Origin of the sequence: Thalassospira sp. UBA4513 (genome assembly GCF_002388495.1) — a bacterium.
GTDB classification, from domain to species: Bacteria; Pseudomonadota; Alphaproteobacteria; order Rhodospirillales; family Thalassospiraceae; genus Thalassospira; species Thalassospira tepidiphila.
This window is the reverse complement of record NZ_DGMR01000020.1, coordinates 17,977-34,960: the sequence shown is the minus strand read 5'-3', so window position 1 is coordinate 34,960 and position 16,984 is coordinate 17,977. Positions and strand designations below refer to the sequence as shown.

Below are 16,984 nucleotides of genomic sequence, written 5' to 3'. Positions count from 1 at the left end.
TTTGCAATTTTCCTGGCCTTTATGGCCTATCCGGCCTTCAAGAATTCGCCGCGCAGTTATATCCCGATCATGGATTGGGTGCTGGCGGCGGTTGGCGCGTTTTGCGCGGCCTACATTTACATTTTCTATCGTGAAATCTCGGATCGTCCCGGGCTTCCGACCACGGGCGACCTTGTTGCGGCTGGCGTTGGTCTTGTCATGTTGCTTGAGGCAACCCGTCGCGCACTTGGCCCGCCCTTGATGATCGTTGCGATGGTGTTCCTGGCATATGTCTTCTTTGGCAATGCACCGTGGGTGCCCGACGTTCTGCAATGGAGTGGTGCAAGCTTCTCCAAGGCGATGTCGCATCAGTGGATCACGACCGAAGGCGTGTTTGGTATCGCGCTTGGCGTATCAACCAGCTTTGTGTTTCTGTTTGTCCTGTTTGGATCGCTTCTCGATAAGGCGGGTGCAGGCAACTATTTCATCAAGGTTGCCTTTGCCGCCCTTGGTCACATGCGCGGTGGCCCGGCAAAGGCCGCTGTTTTGTCATCGGCGATGACCGGCCTGATTTCCGGGTCCTCGATTGCCAACGTTGTGACGACCGGTACCTTTACCATTCCGCTGATGAAGCGCGTTGGTTTCTCGGGCGAGAAGGCCGGTGCGGTGGAAGTCGCATCCTCGGTCAATGGTCAGATCATGCCGCCTGTGATGGGGGCTGCGGCCTTCCTGATGGTGGAATATGTCGGCATTCCGTACCCGGAAGTCATCAAGCATGCCTTCCTGCCAGCCACGATTTCCTATATCGCGCTGATCTACATTGTTCACCTTGAGGCACTTAAGGCGAACATGAAGGGCCTGCCGAAACGGGTGACCTCGACCCTTGGTCAGACTCTGATCAGGTCGCTTTTATTCGTGCTGTCGCTGGTGGTGCTTTCGGGGCTGGTTTACTACGCCATTGTCTTCCAGAAGCAGCTATTTGGTGATGCCGTTGGTTGGATTGTCGCACTCGAGTGTGCTGCGATTTATCTGGCAGGGCTTTATTACGCGGCAAGATATCCCGATCTTGAAATGGATGATCCCAACCAGCCGGTGGTCGAGTTGCCGGCTTTGGGTGAAACCGCCAAGGCTGGCTTGCATTATCTGCTGCCGGTTGTGGTTCTGGTCTGGTTCCTGATGATTGAATTGAAATCACCGGGCTTGTCCGCCTTCTGGGCGACGGTTCTGATGATCTTCATCATGCTGACCCAGCATGCGGCCAAGGGCATCTTCCGCAAAAGCCGTAATGTTTCCAACGACCTGAAACTTGGCTTGATCGACGTGATTGACGGTTTTGCCACCGGTGCCCGCAACATGATCGGTATCGGTGTGGCAACGGCCGCCGCCGGTATCATCGTTGGTACGGTGTCACTGACCGGTATCGGTCAGGTGATGGTTGAATTCGTCGAACTGATTTCGGGCGGCAATTTGATGCTGATCCTGATCTTCACCGCCGTGATCAGCCTGATTCTTGGCATGGGGCTGCCTACCACGGCAAACTACATCGTGGTTTCCAGCCTGATGGCACCGGTGATTGTCGAACTTGGCGCGGCAAACGGACTGATCGTACCTTTAATCGCGGTTCACCTGTTCGTCTTCTATTTCGGTATCATGGCCGATGTGACCCCGCCGGTCGGTTTGGCATCCTTTGCCGCAGCCGCCGTATCGGGGGCTGATCCGATGAAGACGGGGCTGGTTGCGTTCTTCTACTCGATGCGCACAGCCGTCCTGCCGTTCCTTTTCCTGTTCAACACGCAACTTCTGATGATCGGTCTGGATCATCCGCTGGATGTGGTGATGGTGATCATTGTTTCGACAATCGCCATGCTGGTCTTTGCCGCAGCGACGCAGGGTTATTTCTTTGCCCGGTCCAAGCTGTGGGAAAGTGCGGCACTGCTGTTGATCGCGTTCACCTTGTTCCGGCCGGGTTTCTGGCTCGACATGATTGCGCCGCCTTATGAAAACCTGCCGGCGACAACCATTGTCGAAGATGCCGCCAACATGCCGCCTGAATCCAACATCCTTCTGGATGTCGAAGGCATCAGCATTGAAGGGGATGAGGTTTCCAAATCCGTGATGCTGCCGCTTGGGCCGGCAGGTGCGGGGGAAGATCGCCTTTATCACGCCGGTATCGGTATTCGGAATGAAGATGGTCGTATCTATATCGACGATCTGGTCTTTGCTGGTCCGGCCGAGAAAGCCGGTCTTGATTTCGATTTTGAAATCACCGCGGTAAAGGTCGAGGCTGATCGTCCGGCCAAGGAAGTCTTCTTTATCCCGGCCTTCCTGTTGCTGGGTGGGATTATTGTTCTTCAACGCCGACGCAAGCGCAGTGAAGACGCGCTTGGTACGGCCTGACTGGGAGATTGAACATGTACAAGGATATTCTGGTCACAGTAGATCTTGATCATGAGTCTTCCTGGAAGAAGGCCGTACCGGTTGCAATCAAGCAGGCGCAAAGCTTTGGCGCGCGCCTTCATGTTCTGACCGTGGTACCCACGGTTGGAATGTCGATGGTTGGTCAATTCTTCCCGAAAGGCTACGAAACCAAGGTTCTTGAAGCCTATAACGAACGCCTGCACAAATTTGTGGCTGAACATATTCCGTCAGACATCAAGGTGCAGCACATCGTGGGCCAGGGAACGGTTTATGAGGTCATCCTTCAGATCGCGAAGAAAACCAATTGCGACCTGATCGTGATCGGATCCCATCGCCCGGAACTGAAGGATTACCTTCTGGGGCCGAATGCTGCGCGCGTTGTGCGCCATGCAGATTGCTCGGTGATGGTCGTTCGCGAATAGGATTGGACGGCCTTCCTGCTTGAATAGAAAACGGGGGCGATGCAACTGCATCGCCCCCGTTGCCGTTGGGACGGATCAGGTATTTACTTCGCGGCGCAAGGGTTAGCCGCACACGGATTGGCCGCACACGGGTTTTTCGCAGCACATGGATTAGCTGCGCACGGGTTTGCCGCACACGGGCTGCAGGGGTTAACCACTTTTTTGGCAGCACACGGGTTGGCAGCACACGGGTTGGCAGCACACGGGTTTGCGGCACAAGGATTTGCTGCACATGGGCTGCACGGTGCGCAGCTTGCCACTTCGGCGGTCGGTGCCGGAAGCGGGGCGGCCATCGCCATTGGTGTTGCCATGGCAAGGCTGGTGCCGATTGCCATCGCCGGGATGAGTGCCTTTTGTGCGAAAGTCATGGATTTCTTGGTCATGTCGTGCCTCTCTGAAGATCCGGTAAGTTCAATCCGGGGCGTTCCATCGCCCATCGGTAAGCGCACTATGATCCAATTCTTCACCGAAGCGGCGTCACATGGTTTCACTGTTGTGTGAGACCGTCGTGTTCAAAAAGGTGTTTGCCTACAATTGATTAGAAGCCCATTAGAGAAAATGCATGTCACAAATACCGGTTAAAAACTGTCAAACCGATTGAAAGTGCGGCAAAAGTTCAGCATCTTGGGGTCAGTTATAAAGGGGGCATAAGTTGGGGTTTCGTTTGAATAAAGCGTGAGCCGCACCGCCCATCAGGACGGAAGTTTGTATGATAGTCGGGGATCGTATCGCAGAAATCTGGAAGTTCTGCGCTGTTGCGTGCGTTGTTGGTCTTGCGGGAAACGCAGAGGCGGCAGGTAATGGAATCCCCGAGACGGTCGACATTCCGTCTGGCTGGTTCTGGCAGGGATCCGATTCAGTCGAACGGCAATATGCCTATCAGATTGACGAGCAGGTTTATGGCCACGATATCAGCCGCCGTAACCGTTGGTATGATCTCGAAGCCGATAAATGGCGCGTCCATCTTTTGGGCTATGATATCGGCAAAACACCGGTAACCAACGACCAGTATGCGGTTTTTGTCGAAGAAACCGGCCATCCCGCACCGACGATCAGCCAGGAAGACTGGGAACGTCAGGGGCTGATTTATAACTATGACACCATCGTGCCGTTCCTTTGGAACGATGGTCGTCCCCCGCGCGGGCGTGGCAATCATCCGGTCGTTCTGGTGTCTTGGCAGGATGCCAACGCCTATACTCGTTGGCTCAGCGAAAAGACGGGTGAAAGCTGGCGCTTGCCCGATGAGCTTTATTGGGAAAAGGCGACGCGCGGCCCGGATGGCACGTTCTATCCTTGGGGAAATATTTTCGATGCAAGCCGCCTGAACAGTGCCGATAGCGGGCCGTTTGATACCATGCCGGTCGGCCAGTTCGAGGCCGGGCCATATGGTGTGCTTGATGGTGTCGGGCAGGTGTTTGAATGGACGTCTTCGTCTTCCCAGCCAGGCTATCGCACCGTTAAGGGCGGATCATGGGATGATCGCGGGTGCGGGGTTTGTCGCCCGGCCGCCCGTCACGCCCGCCCGGAATATCTCAAGCACATCCTGATTGGTTTCCGGGTGATGCGCGATCACTGATCGCCCGAGACGATTGTTGCAAACCGCCATCAAATCACTAACTGTTGAAAGGGGTTTATTGGCGTGATCGGTCGCAAACCGCCTTATTCTGTGCAAAAGGAATAGCGGGTGGATCGCAACGATGTTGGTAAAGAAATGACTGAAGACAAACTCGATTTGGCGTCTATCCCGACAGATCAGCTTGAAAAGATGTTGGCCGCGGGACGCGATGTTATGGAATGTCATCGCGTTTTGACAGCGACGGGCGATAACATCGTTGGTGAACTGATCAAGGGGTCGGGGACGTTCTATGAATGGAACCATTACCCCGAAGGCGATGTCTATGATCGCCAGTCACATGCACAGTTCTATTATCACGCCCATCCCAAGGAAGAGCGCCGTGATTGGGATGAGCACGGACATTTCCATACATTCATGCGCCCGCGCGGCATGCCCGATGGTTGCAAACCCAAACAGATCGACGGCTTCACCTATCCCGAGGGGCCGAACGATGCGCTTTCGCATTTGATCGCGTTTTCGATGGATGAGTTCGGCTTTTGCCAGCGATTGTTTACCACCAACCGTTGGGTCACCGGCGAAGTCTGGTATGACGCCGAAGACGTCATCGGCATGCTTGATGGTTTTGTCATCGACCATGCCCAGCCGTCCTGGCCGGTCAATCGCTGGGTGTCGGGCATGATGGTGCTTTTCCGGCCGCAGATTGAACAACTGATCCGCGAACGCGATCAGGCGGTGGCCGACTGGGCGCAAAAACACCCGGACCGTGACGTCTATGAAGATCGTGATCTTGAAGTCACTGCGACCCTGGATGTCGCAACGGTGGAGCAGATGCGTTCGGTCGGCGAAGAACTTCTGCGTCGGCGCGAGGCGGCATAGCGTGCCTGCGCAACTGGCATCTGAAATACCAAGGACGCATCGCCAGAGATTTCAAACAGAGTGCAAATAACAAAAATGGCCGGGGCATTTTGCTCCGGCCATTTCATATTCCGAGATCGTAAAAGTGTTACTGAGCTTTCAGGAACTCGATGATGTCGGCAACATCTTCATCTTTGTTGAGTTTGAACGCCATTTTGGAGCGTTCCTTGGAACCTGCGATTTCGCTCAGTTTCGCGGACGGATCCTTGAGGTAATCGGTCAGGAACGCTTCGTCAGCAACAAACCCTTTTTCGCAGGCTGCAAGATAACCCTTGCCGTATTTGAAGCCTTCAACCGTGCCGCATTCACGACCGAAAGCGCCAGCAAGACTTGGGCCGACCTTGTTCACACCAGCATCAAGGCTGTGGCAAGCAGCGCAGCGCTTGAAAAGTTTTTCACCTTTCTCCGCATCACCAGCAATCGCAGGGGCGGCAGACAGGAAGGCGATGGAGCTGGCAACGAGAACCAGTTTGCGCGAAAACGTCATTATTGAGCCTCTCTCTTAGTTCGATGTTCCCGGTGATCGGGATAATGCACCACTTTCTGGCGCATCTGTGGGTAAACGCAAGGTCAACGCGGGATATTGTTATGCGTCGAACAAGTACAAGATCGCTTGATCTTCAAAAACTGGTAACCAGATCTATCATAGTGTGATGGTGAAAAATTTGAGTTTAGTCAATTTTTGCACTGAGCTGTCGAAATTTGCCAGATTTCAGATGCTTCTGATTGCTGGTGTAAGGCCTACGACTGAAATAGTGTGTTTTTGCCATTGTGGCAGAAGGTTTGATGAAATCCATCAGGGACGCGGAATGTCCCGGTTCGACAATTGATCAACAGGATGGTTGAAAATCAGGACCTTGTGCCCCAACTAAGGAAAATATGTTTGTCGAATTCCTGCCAGAAGTATAATGTTGCGCAGAAATTTGGCAGCCATATGAGAAGCGTGCCAGGAGATATCTATTGCCACGTATCACCAAAGAAGATCTGAGCAAGCTGGTTCAGGACCCGTCAGGGGAAAATCGCGCGGACACGGCCGACAAGATCAGTCGTGAATTCACGACCGAGACCCTGACTGACAGCGAACGTGTTCTGGCCGAAGATATTTTCCGTCTGATGATCCGTGACGCGGAAGTCCGCGTGCGCAAGGCGCTTGCCAAAAACCTTGCCCAGACGCCTTTGGTGCCCCACGACGTTGCCGCGACGCTGGCCCGTGATGTGGACGAAGTTGCGCTTCCGGTTCTTGAGTTTTCCGAAGTTCTTAATGACGACGACCTTGTCGACATCATCGGTGATAATGCCGACAGTGTCGAAAAGCAGCGTGCGATCGCCTCACGGTCATATGTTTCCGAAGTCGTTTCGGCAACGCTGGTCGATATCGGCCATGAAGACGTGATGGTCGACCTGATGTCAAACCAGGGTGCCGAAATCAGCGAGGTTTCCCTGCAAAAGGTCGTTGATGATTTCGGCGACAATGAACGCATCCAGAAACCGATGATCGAACGCAATCATCTGCCGATCACGATTGCCGAACGCATGGTGACACTGGTGTCCGAACGGATGCGTTCGCAACTGATTTCACGCGGTCACATCCCGGAAGGGATCGTTAACGCAGTCATGACCCAGTCGCAGGAAAGCGCGACCATCGGGCTTCTTGGTGATGGTGTCGAAGAACGCGATGTCGAACTGCTTGTCGAACATCTTTATAACAACAAGCGTCTGACAAGCGGTTTGATCCTGCGCGCACTTTGCATGGGCGATGTATCCTTCTTCGAGGCCGCCTTGGCGAAACGTGCGGGTGTCTCGTTGATCAATACCCGTATTCTTATTCATGACAGTGGTCCGTTTGGCCTTGAAGCGATCTATAACAAGGCCTGCATGCCAGAGCATTTCTTCCCGGGTGTTCGTGCGGCGATCGAAGTTGCCCGCGAGACTTCCTTTGACGGTGAAGAACATGACAAGGAACGTTATTCACGCCGGATGATCGAACGGGTCCTGACCCAGTATGGTGATCTTGGGGTCGAGTTCGATTCAGATGACGTAGATTATCTGATGGGCCGTATGTTGCAGCTTCCGGGCGAACGGGCGTTGCATCACTGATCTCGCCTGTCAGCACGATGATCTTGAAGTCAAAACCGCCCGATGTGTAATCCGGGCGGTTTTCTTTTGGGCCTTCGTTGCCCAAACAAAAAGGGCGCTGCCATGCCGACAGCGCCCTTTGTCAGTTCTTATCCAAACGCCACACTATTCAAGCAGCGTGTTGGGCATCCAAAGTGCCAGTTCCGGGAAGTACATCACGAGGATAAGACCCAGAACCTGCAGAAGTACGAAGGGAATGATGCCTTTGTAGATCTGCTGGATGGTGATGGATTTCGGCGCCACACCCTTGAGATAGAATAGGGCAAACCCAAACGGTGGCGTTAAGAAGCTTGTTTGCAGGTTCACCGCCACAAGGACCGCAAACCAGGTCAGAACCTGTGCCTCGGTGGCTTCAAGGCCCCCGATATCAAGGTGATGCCCAAAATCAAGCTGGGCAATGACCGGTGCAAAGATCGGCAGCACAATCAGGGTGATCTCGACCCAGTCAAAGAAGAAGCCAAGGATAAAGACGATCAGCATCAGCAAAAGCAAGATGCCCCACGGACCAAGACCGGCACCTTCGACAAGGTCAATTACCAGATCATCGCCACCTAGCGAACGGAAGACATAGGAAAACACCGTCGCGCCGGCAAACAGGAAGAACAGCATTGCGCCGGTCAGTGCAGACCGTTCGCAGACATCCTTAAGAACCGGCCATTTCAGGCGCCCTTTGACCAGTGCCAGGAAGGTTGCACCAACCGCGCCAACGCCTGCGGCCTCGGTCGGGGTGGCAAAACCGGCAAAGATCGAACCCAGAACCAGAACAATCAGGAAGACCGGTGGCAGGAAGCTGCGCAGCATCATCATGACAAGGTCTTTGCCGTGTACTGCTTCGCCTTCTGGAAGCGGCGGGGCAAGCGACGGGTTCAGCTGACAGCGTACAAAGATATAAACCGTGTACAAGCTTGCAAGGAGCAGACCCGGAATGATCGCTGCCAGGAACAGGTTGCCAACCGATACCGACAAAAGGTCGGACATCAGAACCAGCATGATCGATGGCGGGATCAGAATGCCGAGCGTCCCGGATGCCGCAATGGTTCCGGTGGCCAGTGACGGATCATAATTACGACGCATCATCACCGGCAGGGCAAGCAGGGTCATCATCACAACCGATGCGCCAATAATACCGGTGGTTGCCGCCATGATGGTGCCCATCAGAGTTACCGAGAGGGCAAGACCGCCCGGCACTTTACGCAGCAGCATGTTGAGGCATTCCAGAAGGTCTTCTGCAACACCACTTTTTTCAAGCATCGTGCCCATGTAAATGAACATCGGCACGGCAACCATCACCATGTTTTCGGAGATGCCGCCCCAGATACGTGAAACGATATTGAAAAATTCAATAAACGAGAAAACGTCATAGGCCATGCCCAGAAAGCCAAAGGCGATCCCGATGCCGGAAATGACGAAAGCAACCGGAAGTCCCGTGAAGACAAGAATGCCGAGCGAGGCAAACATGAACAGCGGAAACCAGTCTTCGATATAGAAGTTATCCATTTGGAATTATCCCCGTTCCGCTCAGTCTTCGATCTTGGCTTTGCCAAGGTCTTCAAGATGGTGGGTCCCGACGTAATAGCCTGCGCGCTTATGCAGGTTGGTCGGGCCAAAGACATAGACGAAGCATTTCAGGAAGATCGAAAGCCCCGCCATGGCGAGAAGGCCAAAGCCGATGGGAATGGTTGATTTGATGATCCAGCGATGGGTCAGACCCGTGGTTGAAGCCGAAACTTCGTGGCTTTCAAAGGAACGGGCAACAAAATCAAACCCGAAATACAGCACCAAAGCACAGAATGGCAGTACGCAAATGATGCCGCCGATCATCTCGACAATCGCGCGGGTGCGGGGGCGAAGGTTGTCGCGAATAAGTTCGATACGAACATGTGCATCGCGAATATAGGCGAAACCAAAGCACAGCATAAACAGGCCGGTATGCAGGTGCCATTCAAGCTCCTGGAGCTTGATGGATCCCTGACCGCCGAATTTACGTTGGATCACGTCGTACAGGATGACAATCATCAATGGTATCGCAAGCAGGCTTGCCCACTTTCCCACGCGGGTCACGATGGCATCGATGATGTCACTAAATTTCAGTAGCGCTTCCATAGAAGGTCTCCCGGGTCTTCTTATCGCGGTCAAGGCCGGGGCACGGAGCACCCGGCCTTGCCGAGAATTGTTTTTGTCGACTGACTTAACAGTCGTTCAGACCTGTTGGATTAATCGAGATAACCGATGTCTTTCCAGATCTTGTAGTTTTCGCGGAAGCTCTGGAGGCTTTCATAAGCCATTTTGAAGTTCGCATCTTCAGCTGAGAGCTCGGCTGCGACTTCTTCCCAGGCACCACGCATGGCATCGAGCATTTCCGGCGACCATTTCTTGATGTTCACGCCTTTTTCCTGAAGTTCTTTCAGGGCGTCGAACTGGATCGCTTCACCTTCTGCAAAGCCATATGCAAGGTTGTCGTTACAGACGGACTCGATCTGGGCACGCTGGGTATCGGAAAGCGCATCCCATTTTTCCTTGTTCATCATCAGATCGAACAGGGTCGACTGCTGGTGCCAACCCGGGAAGTAGTAGTACTTCGCGACCTGGTGGAAGCCGAGTTTCAAGTCAATCGCCGGCATGGAGAACTCGGTCGCGTCAATCGTGCCAAGTTCAAGTGCCGGATAGATGTCGCCACCTGCCAAAAGCTGGGTGGAAACACCAAGTTTTTCCATCACTTTCGCGCCAAGACCGAAGAAGCGCATTTTCAGACCCTTAAGGTCTTCCGGCGAATTGATCTCCTTGGAGAACCAACCAGATGCTTCCGGTGCGATCAGGCCGCAGAACAGCGATTTGATGCCATGTTCGGCATAAAGCTTGTCAAAGATTTCCTGGCCGCCGCCAAACTTGACCCATGCCAGATATTCACCCGCCTGCGGGCCGAACGGAACGGCACCGAAAAGCTGAAGGGCCGGAACCTTACCTGCCCAGTAACCCGGGGTGGAGAAGGCGGCATCAATCGAGCCGGTCGAAACCGCATCGAAAACTTCCAGTGCCGGCACAAGTGCGCCCGGCTCATAGAATTTGATGTTGATATTGCCGCCAGAAACTTGGTCGATCTTCTCGTCGACGCGTTTGCCAAGCGTACCAAGCTGGGTCAGGCTGCCCGGATAGGTCGAGCCCATTTTCCAGCGAACGCGATCCTGAGCATCCGCATCAGAAGGTACTGCCGCAACCGCGACCGCAGCAAGAACGGCCGCACAAGTTGCGGATTTAAGCATTTTAGAAAAAGTCATTCGTCTTCCTCCCTAAGAAGTCCGAAATTGGTAATACCACGTGAGGCCGACCACCACCTTTTGCTTTTATTATTGGGTGGTATTCTCCCCGATTTTTATGTTGCAGGGCGAAGCATAAGCGTATTTCGCAAGGATGAGCAAGTTTGTTTCACCGTTTGCGAAAGAAAATATCCTTTTGCAGTGCGAAAAGAAAACTTCGTGTCAGGCGTGGAAAGCAGGAATTCCGCACGGGAATGCGCATTTGGCGTTCATTCATGCCGTTTGAAAATTCCGGGTCAAAAAGCTGCATGATCGCCGCGGCTTAGGGGATTTTGGTTTTATCACCCTAATTACTGTGGGGGGATTCGTGCCCGGGATTCTGTGTGACGCCAGGGTGATGTCTGGGCGATTGTTGCCGCAATCCCGGCGAACGATGCTGTCTTGCGATATTGCAAATGCAGCAGATGGCGTCATTTTCGTCGTGAGACAGGGGAAGAAATCGTTTGAAAACGAAAACGGGCGGCCTTTCAATGAAAGACCGCCCGACTGATGGTCGGAGCGAGAGGATTCGAACCTCCGACCCCTGCCTCCCGAAGACAGTGCTCTACCAGGCTGAGCTACGCTCCGTCAGTGGGCGGAGGTTTATCCCTTCTTTTGGCGTGGATCAAGCATAAACCGGTCGTTTTGGCGGAAAAAATGTCAGTGTAGGCGTGCGCGGGACGGGCAGTTTAACAAGCGATTGAAAATCCTGCCTCTGCAGGTGATGAGGGCGCGACGCATCTTTGACTGAAACGCAAAAGGCCCCGAAACGCATAAACGTTTCAGGGCCTTTGAATGATGGTCGGAGCGAGAGGATTCGAACCTCCGACCCCTGCCTCCCGAAGACAGTGCTCTACCAGGCTGAGCTACGCTCCGTCATTCTGCGAAGCCGGGTGATAATAGTTTATCGCAGGCGACGCAAGATATTTTTGCGCCGTCCGGGTGTGACCCCGGCATGCGCAACGGGAATATCGATTAGTATGGGCGCGAAATGCAGAATTCGACCGCCTCGATCATTGCATCCTTGATCGCGCCATCGTCAAAACGTGACAGGGTGGCAATCGCCTTTTCGCCGAATTCGCGGGCGCGATCCATTGATGCATCGAGTGCATCATACTTGCGGATCAGCGTTTGCGCACGATCCAGATCGCCATCCTGGAAGTCCTGATCTTCCATGCAGCGACGCCAGAAGGCCTTTTCGTCTTTATCGCCATTGGCATAGGCAATGATCACCGGAAGCGTCACCTTGCCGTCGCGGAAATCATCGCCAACGGTCTTGCCAAGGGTTGCCTGATGGGCGGAATAATCCAGAACATCGTCAATCAACTGGAACGCGGTGCCAAGGTAAATGCCATACAGACGAAGTGCTTCTTCATCCTCGGCCGAACGTTCGGCAATGACCGCACCAATCTGGGATGCCGCGCCAAACAGCGCTGCGGTCTTGGCGGTGATGACTTCGAGATAGGCCTCTTCGGAGGTGCCCATGTCATTGGCGGTCGAAAGTTGAAGAACTTCGCCCTCGGCAATGACGGCAGATGCCTGTGCCAGAATATCAAGAACCCTCAGCGACCCGGTTTTGACCATCACGACAAAGGCGCGCGCAAACAGGAAATCACCCACAAGAACGCTGGCTTCGTTGCCAAACAGCGCATTTGCCGATGCCTGACCACGGCGCAGCTGGCTTTCATCGACGACATCGTCGTGCAGAAGGGTCGCGGTATGAATGAATTCAACGCAGGCCGCAAGGTCCACAGCATGCGGTCCATCGCCATATCCGCAAAGCCGTGCCGATGCCAGTGTCAGCATCGGGCGCATGCGTTTGCCTCCCGCCGCGACAAGATGGGTGGCCAATTGCGGAATCAGGGCGACTTCGCTGTGCATGTTGTCGATGATCACCTGATTGACGCGCTTCATGTCGCCATCAACGAGGTTGACCAGTGAATCAAGGCTCGGCTGAGTCTTTGGCTGCGGTGCGGTATTGGTCACGCTGTATTCCGACTTCTCAAATGGCATCTTCGCTGCCTGCGTGGGCGAAGATTGCAAATAACAGCAGGCGGCCTCAACATAGATAGGCCAAGCTGTTGTGGTCAAGTGGACAAATGCGGTGCAGACACACGCCTGATCGTTGGCAATTCACAGTTTTATCGCACAGGTTTTGAAAACCATCACCGCAAACGCCTACATTATAGAGATATTATCGTTTTTTGGATTTCTTCTTATTTCAGAACGTATGCAAGACCAGATCACAGTTTGAAGGAAAATGCAGATGATCGAACTTTTTCGCAGTAACGATCCCATCGAACTGAGCTGGGCACAGGCTGTGTTGGCCGATGAGGGCATCGACAGCCATATCTTTGACTACCACGCCAGCATCATCGAAGGATCGATCGGTGCCTTGCCACGGCGTCTGATGGTGGATGGTGATGCGGAAAGTCGTGCGAAATACGTTCTTGATGTTGCCAGACGCGAACTGGATGAGCATAACGCAAAGCGTGATGCGTCGGACGCGATGCCGTCCGAGTAACAGGTCAATCAGATCAGAACGACAGATCAGGAAAATCGATGGTGAATGCAGCCACACGCATTGAAGTGCCCGACTTCCCAGAAGAACGCATCAGCCATGATTTTCTTCTTGGCGGATCGGTGGTGCTTAAGCAGCCTGTCGACGGCTATCGGGCGGCGGTGGATGCTGTGTTGCTGGCCGCATCGGTTTCGATCAATTCCCGTCGTGATGAAAAGATCCTTGATGTCGGTGCGGCTGTCGGCACAGCCGGGCTTTGCGTTGCCCGTCGTCTGGAAACGGCGAAGGTGACTGGTGTCGAGCTGCAAGACGATCTGTATGCGCTGTTTTGCCGCAACGTGATGGAAAATGATCTGGCGGGGCGTGTGACCCCAATTCATGGCGACATCAATGATGGTCGCCTGCCGCTGGTGGCTGAAAGCTTTGATCAGGTCATTTCCAACCCGCCCTATTATGCTGGAGGCACGCGGCCGAGTAATGAAAGCCGTGCGAAGGCCCATCAGGAAGGCACCGCAGACCTCAAGGACTGGATTGCCTTTTGTCTTAAGATGGTGCGGCAAAAGGGACGGATTACGCTTGTACATCGTGCCGATCATTTGGACCGGATCATTGGTCTGTTGCATGGACGGGCCGGTGACATGACAGTTTATCCGATCTGGAGCAAAGCGGATGCCGAGGCGCCCCTGCGTGTGATCGTCTCGGCGCGTAAAGGCGTTGCGTCGCCATTAACCATGCGGCGCGGGATCGTTTTGCACGACGAAGGCGGGGCCTATTTGCCGCAAACCGATACCCTTTTGCGCAACCCTATGGCATTGCCCGGTTTCTAATTCGATCAAACTTCAATATAAGAACGACATGCCTGCGACAGATCTCGCAGATAAATCCGTGCTTTGGGACCTGATATGCTGAGTTTTTCGAAAATCCTCTTCACCGCGCTGATCATCGTTGTCGTCTGGCAAGGCTTCAAGCTGTTTAATCGCGGCAAACAGGTTTCAAGCAACGAACAGCCCAAGCAAACCGGCCAGGAAAAGAAAAAGCAAACCAAGCCGATTGCCCATGAACTGGAAAAATGCCCGCATTGCGGCGTGTACCATGCCGAAGGCAATGCGCATCGCTGTGATACGTAAGCCGTTTCAGCGATAAAAGCCGGGTTCTGATCAAAGCGCCTGTGCTGCATTCGACTTTGGGGCAATCCGCGCGAATTTGACTTGGATTTTTCCCGATAATCGATGATCAATGTTGCTGCAATGCGGCATGATCGCGAAGGGCGGGATACAAGGGTTGCAAATTCAGCGCGTCTCAGGGCTTTTGCCTTCTTGACCGCGCGGGGGCAGGGCGGTAGCTTGCCGCACTAAATTTACAGACAACAGAAATAGAGAGTTCGCGCCATGGCGCTCGACGGGTCGCAACGTCCCCCTTCATTCCAGGAAATCATTCTTCGACTGCAAAGCTATTGGGCTGATCAGGGATGTGTCATCCTGCAGCCTTATGACTTGGAAGTCGGTGCCGGTACCTTCCACACCGCGACAACCCTGCGCGCGCTTGGTCCGGAAACCTGGAATGCAGCCTATGTGCAGCCGTCGCGGCGCCCGACCGATGGTCGTTACGGCGAGAACCCCAACCGTCTGCAGCACTATTACCAGTTCCAGGCCCTGATCAAGCCGTCCCCGGCGGACAGCCAGGAGCTGTATCTCGGCTCCCTGAAGGCCATCGGCCTCGATCCGATGAAGCACGATATCCGCTTCGTCGAGGATGACTGGGAAAGCCCGACATTGGGCGCATGGGGCCTTGGCTGGGAAGTGTGGCTTGATGGTATGGAAGTCACCCAGTTCACCTATTTCCAGCAAGTCGGTGGTTTTGAATGTAATCCGGTCCCGGTCGAGCTGACCTATGGTCTGGAACGTCTGGCGATGTACATTCAGGGCGTCGAAAACGTTTACGACCTCGATTACAACGGCGCTGGCGTGACCTATGGCGACGTGTTCCTTCAGAATGAAAAAGAACAGTCGACCTATAACTTTGAAGTCGCAAACACCGAAATGTTGTTCCAGCACTTCAAGGATGCACAGGCCGAGTGTGCGGTGAATATCGAACGCGGTCTGGCCCTGCCGGCCTATGAGCAGGCCATGAAGGCATCCCATCTGTTTAACCTCCTTGATGCGCGCGGTGTGATTTCCGTGACCGAACGTGCGGCCTATATCGGCCGTGTTCGTGACATGTCGAAATCCTGCTGCGAGGCGTGGCTGCGGTCGCGTGGCCATCTGAACGAGGAGGCATAAGTCATGGCCGAATTACTTCTTGAACTGTTCTCCGAAGAAATCCCGGCCCGCATGCAGGCGCGTGCAGCCGAAGACCTGACCAAACTGGTCACCGATGGTCTGAAGGCCGCCGACCTTGGGTTCGATAAGGTCGAAGCACTGGTAACCCCGCGTCGCCTGACCCTGATTGTCGATGGTCTGCCGGAAAAGCAGCCTGACCTGCGCGAAGAACGCCGTGGCCCGCGTGCCGATGCACCGGAAAAGGCCATTAATGGCTTCCTTGCGGGCAATGGTGTGACCCTTGATCAGTGTGAAAAGCGCGAAACGCCCAAGGGCGTCTTCCTGTTTGCCATTGTCGAACAGAAAGGCCGTGCTGCGTCCGAAGTCATCAAGGACATCATCGAAGATGCGATGAACAAACTGCCTTGGCCGAAATCCATGCGCTGGGCAGATCAGAAAATCCGTTGGGTGCGCCAGCTTGACCGCATTCTTTGCCTGTTTGATGGCAAGATCATTCCGGTCACCTATGGTCCGGTCACCGCAGGCGATACCACCCGCGGCCATCGTTTCCTTGCCCCGGCTGAATTCAGCGTATCGAACGCGGCCGAATACAAGGAAAAGCTCCGCGCGGCCAAGGTCATGCTTGACCGTGAAGAGCGCAAGCAGGTCATCCTTGAGGGTGCGAAGAAACTTGCCGCTTCCGAGGGCTTTGAACTTCTGGAAGACAATGGTCTTCTGGAAGAAGTCTGCGGTCTGGTCGAATGGCCAGTTCCGGTCATGGGCAAGGTCGATGACCAGTTCATGGATATCCCGCGCGAGGTTCTTGAAACCTCCATGCGTGAACATCAGAAATATTTCGTGGTCGAAGACAAGGCTGGCAAGCTTGCCGCGCGCTTCATCACGGTTTCAAACATGATCACCGCAGACAACAACGCAAAAATCATCGCCGGGAACGAGCGTGTTTTGCGTGCCCGTTTGCATGATGCCAAGTTCTTCTGGGATCAGGATCGAAAAGTGACGCTGCAATCGCGTCTGCCGAAACTTGATAACATTGTCTTCCATGCCAAGCTTGGGTCGCTGGCAGAGCGCGTTCTGCGCCTGCGCGGTCTTGCGCGTGAAGTATCTGCGGAAATTCCGGGCTGTGATGTCAAACTGGCCGACCGCGCAGCAGAAATCGGCAAGGCCGATCTGGTGTCGCAGATGGTGTTTGAATTCACCGAACTGCAAGGACTGATGGGGAAATACTACGCCGAAAATGACGGCGAAGCCCCGGAAGTCGCCAACGCCATTGCCGAGCATTATGCACCGGCCGGCCCGTCGGACATGTGCCCGACGGCACCGGTTTCGGTCGCGCTCGCCTTGGCTGAGAAACTTGATACCCTTGCCGGGTTCTTTGCGATTGATGAAAAGCCGACCGGTTCAAAAGA

The 16,984-nt window shown here is 54.2% G+C and carries 16 protein-coding genes and 2 tRNA genes; 11 read left to right on the top strand and 7 right to left on the bottom strand.

Translation table 11 applies throughout. From position 1 onward, the window contains the following. The 5 genes from B2T33_RS07445 to B2T33_RS07425 form a co-directional block, all read left to right on the top strand. Positions 1-2,376, top strand: a 2,376-nt coding sequence (locus B2T33_RS07445) for a TRAP transporter permease (RefSeq protein WP_286791620.1), incomplete at its 5' end; no start/stop codon positions are given. A gap of 14 nt (positions 2,377-2,390) precedes the next feature. After that, positions 2,391-2,819, top strand: a complete 429-nt coding sequence (locus B2T33_RS07440) for a universal stress protein (RefSeq protein WP_120224523.1) — start codon at positions 2,391-2,393, stop codon at positions 2,817-2,819. A 201-nt stretch (positions 2,820-3,020) separates the two neighbouring features. Continuing rightward, a complete protein-coding gene (locus tag B2T33_RS07435) occupies positions 3,021-3,359 on the top strand; it encodes a hypothetical protein (protein ID WP_286791619.1) in 339 nt (112 codons plus the stop codon). 208 nt (positions 3,360-3,567) lie between these two features. Further along, positions 3,568-4,434 (top strand): formylglycine-generating enzyme family protein, encoded by an 867-nt coding sequence (locus B2T33_RS07430; protein ID WP_197145566.1) that lies wholly within the window; start codon positions 3,568-3,570, stop codon positions 4,432-4,434. A gap of 135 nt (positions 4,435-4,569) precedes the next feature. Further along, positions 4,570-5,310, top strand: coding sequence for a DUF6969 family protein (locus tag B2T33_RS07425; protein WP_286791618.1), 741 nt, complete (start codon positions 4,570-4,572; stop codon positions 5,308-5,310). 127 nt (positions 5,311-5,437) lie between these two features. On the opposite strand, the gene B2T33_RS07420 is transcribed toward B2T33_RS07425, so the two are convergent. Beyond that, entirely contained in the window at positions 5,438-5,836 is a 399-nt protein-coding gene (locus tag B2T33_RS07420; RefSeq protein WP_120224526.1) for a c-type cytochrome, read from the bottom strand. Positions 5,837-6,309: 473 nt separating this feature from the next. Between B2T33_RS07420 and B2T33_RS07415 the strand changes: the two genes are divergently transcribed. Next, positions 6,310-7,446: a DUF2336 domain-containing protein gene (locus tag B2T33_RS07415; protein WP_197145564.1), complete on the top strand. Its 1,137-nt coding sequence runs from the start codon at positions 6,310-6,312 to the stop codon at positions 7,444-7,446. Between the two features lie 144 nt (positions 7,447-7,590). Here the strand turns inward: B2T33_RS07415 and B2T33_RS07410 are convergent, their stop codons facing one another. The 6 genes from B2T33_RS07410 to B2T33_RS07385 all read right to left on the bottom strand — a co-directional run bounded on the left by B2T33_RS07410 (position 7,591) and on the right by B2T33_RS07385 (position 12,791). Then, entirely contained in the window at positions 7,591-8,982 is a 1,392-nt protein-coding gene (locus tag B2T33_RS07410; protein WP_064779556.1) for a TRAP transporter large permease, read from the bottom strand. A gap of 21 nt (positions 8,983-9,003) precedes the next feature. Then, entirely contained in the window at positions 9,004-9,588 is a 585-nt protein-coding gene (locus B2T33_RS07405) for a TRAP transporter small permease subunit (RefSeq protein ID WP_197145563.1), read from the bottom strand. A 110-nt stretch (positions 9,589-9,698) separates the two neighbouring features. Then, a complete protein-coding gene (locus tag B2T33_RS07400) occupies positions 9,699-10,760 on the bottom strand; it encodes a TRAP transporter substrate-binding protein (protein WP_174713873.1) in 1,062 nt (353 codons plus the stop codon). Positions 10,761-11,289: 529 nt separating this feature from the next. Further along, positions 11,290-11,366, bottom strand: a tRNA-Pro gene (locus B2T33_RS07395). A gap of 211 nt (positions 11,367-11,577) precedes the next feature. Then, a tRNA-Pro gene (locus tag B2T33_RS07390) sits at positions 11,578-11,654 on the bottom strand. A gap of 99 nt (positions 11,655-11,753) precedes the next feature. After that, positions 11,754-12,791, bottom strand: coding sequence for a polyprenyl synthetase family protein (locus B2T33_RS07385; protein ID WP_197145562.1), 1,038 nt, complete (start codon positions 12,789-12,791; stop codon positions 11,754-11,756). Positions 12,792-13,044: 253 nt separating this feature from the next. On the opposite strand from B2T33_RS07385, the gene B2T33_RS07380 reads away from it, so the two are divergent. The 5 genes from B2T33_RS07380 to glyS form a co-directional block, all read left to right on the top strand. Continuing rightward, on the top strand, positions 13,045-13,302 hold the full coding sequence (locus B2T33_RS07380) for a DUF2007 domain-containing protein (protein WP_197145561.1): 258 nt from the start codon (positions 13,045-13,047) through the stop codon (positions 13,300-13,302). A 38-nt stretch (positions 13,303-13,340) separates the two neighbouring features. Beyond that, the gene (locus B2T33_RS07375) at positions 13,341-14,126 is read left to right on the top strand and encodes a tRNA1(Val) (adenine(37)-N6)-methyltransferase (RefSeq protein ID WP_197145560.1); all 786 of its coding nucleotides are present in this window, start codon (positions 13,341-13,343) and stop codon (positions 14,124-14,126) included. Positions 14,127-14,201: 75 nt separating this feature from the next. After that, positions 14,202-14,426, top strand: a complete 225-nt coding sequence (locus B2T33_RS07370) for a hypothetical protein (RefSeq protein ID WP_064779554.1) — start codon at positions 14,202-14,204, stop codon at positions 14,424-14,426. A gap of 261 nt (positions 14,427-14,687) precedes the next feature. Continuing rightward, positions 14,688-15,578 carry a glycine--tRNA ligase subunit alpha gene (locus B2T33_RS07365; protein ID WP_286791617.1) on the top strand — a complete coding sequence of 297 codons (891 nt, stop codon included), beginning with the start codon at positions 14,688-14,690 and terminating at the stop codon, positions 15,576-15,578. Positions 15,579-15,581: 3 nt separating this feature from the next. Continuing rightward, positions 15,582-16,984, top strand: a 1,403-nt coding sequence (gene glyS / locus B2T33_RS07360; RefSeq protein WP_286791616.1) for a glycine--tRNA ligase subunit beta, incomplete at its 3' end; no start/stop codon positions are given.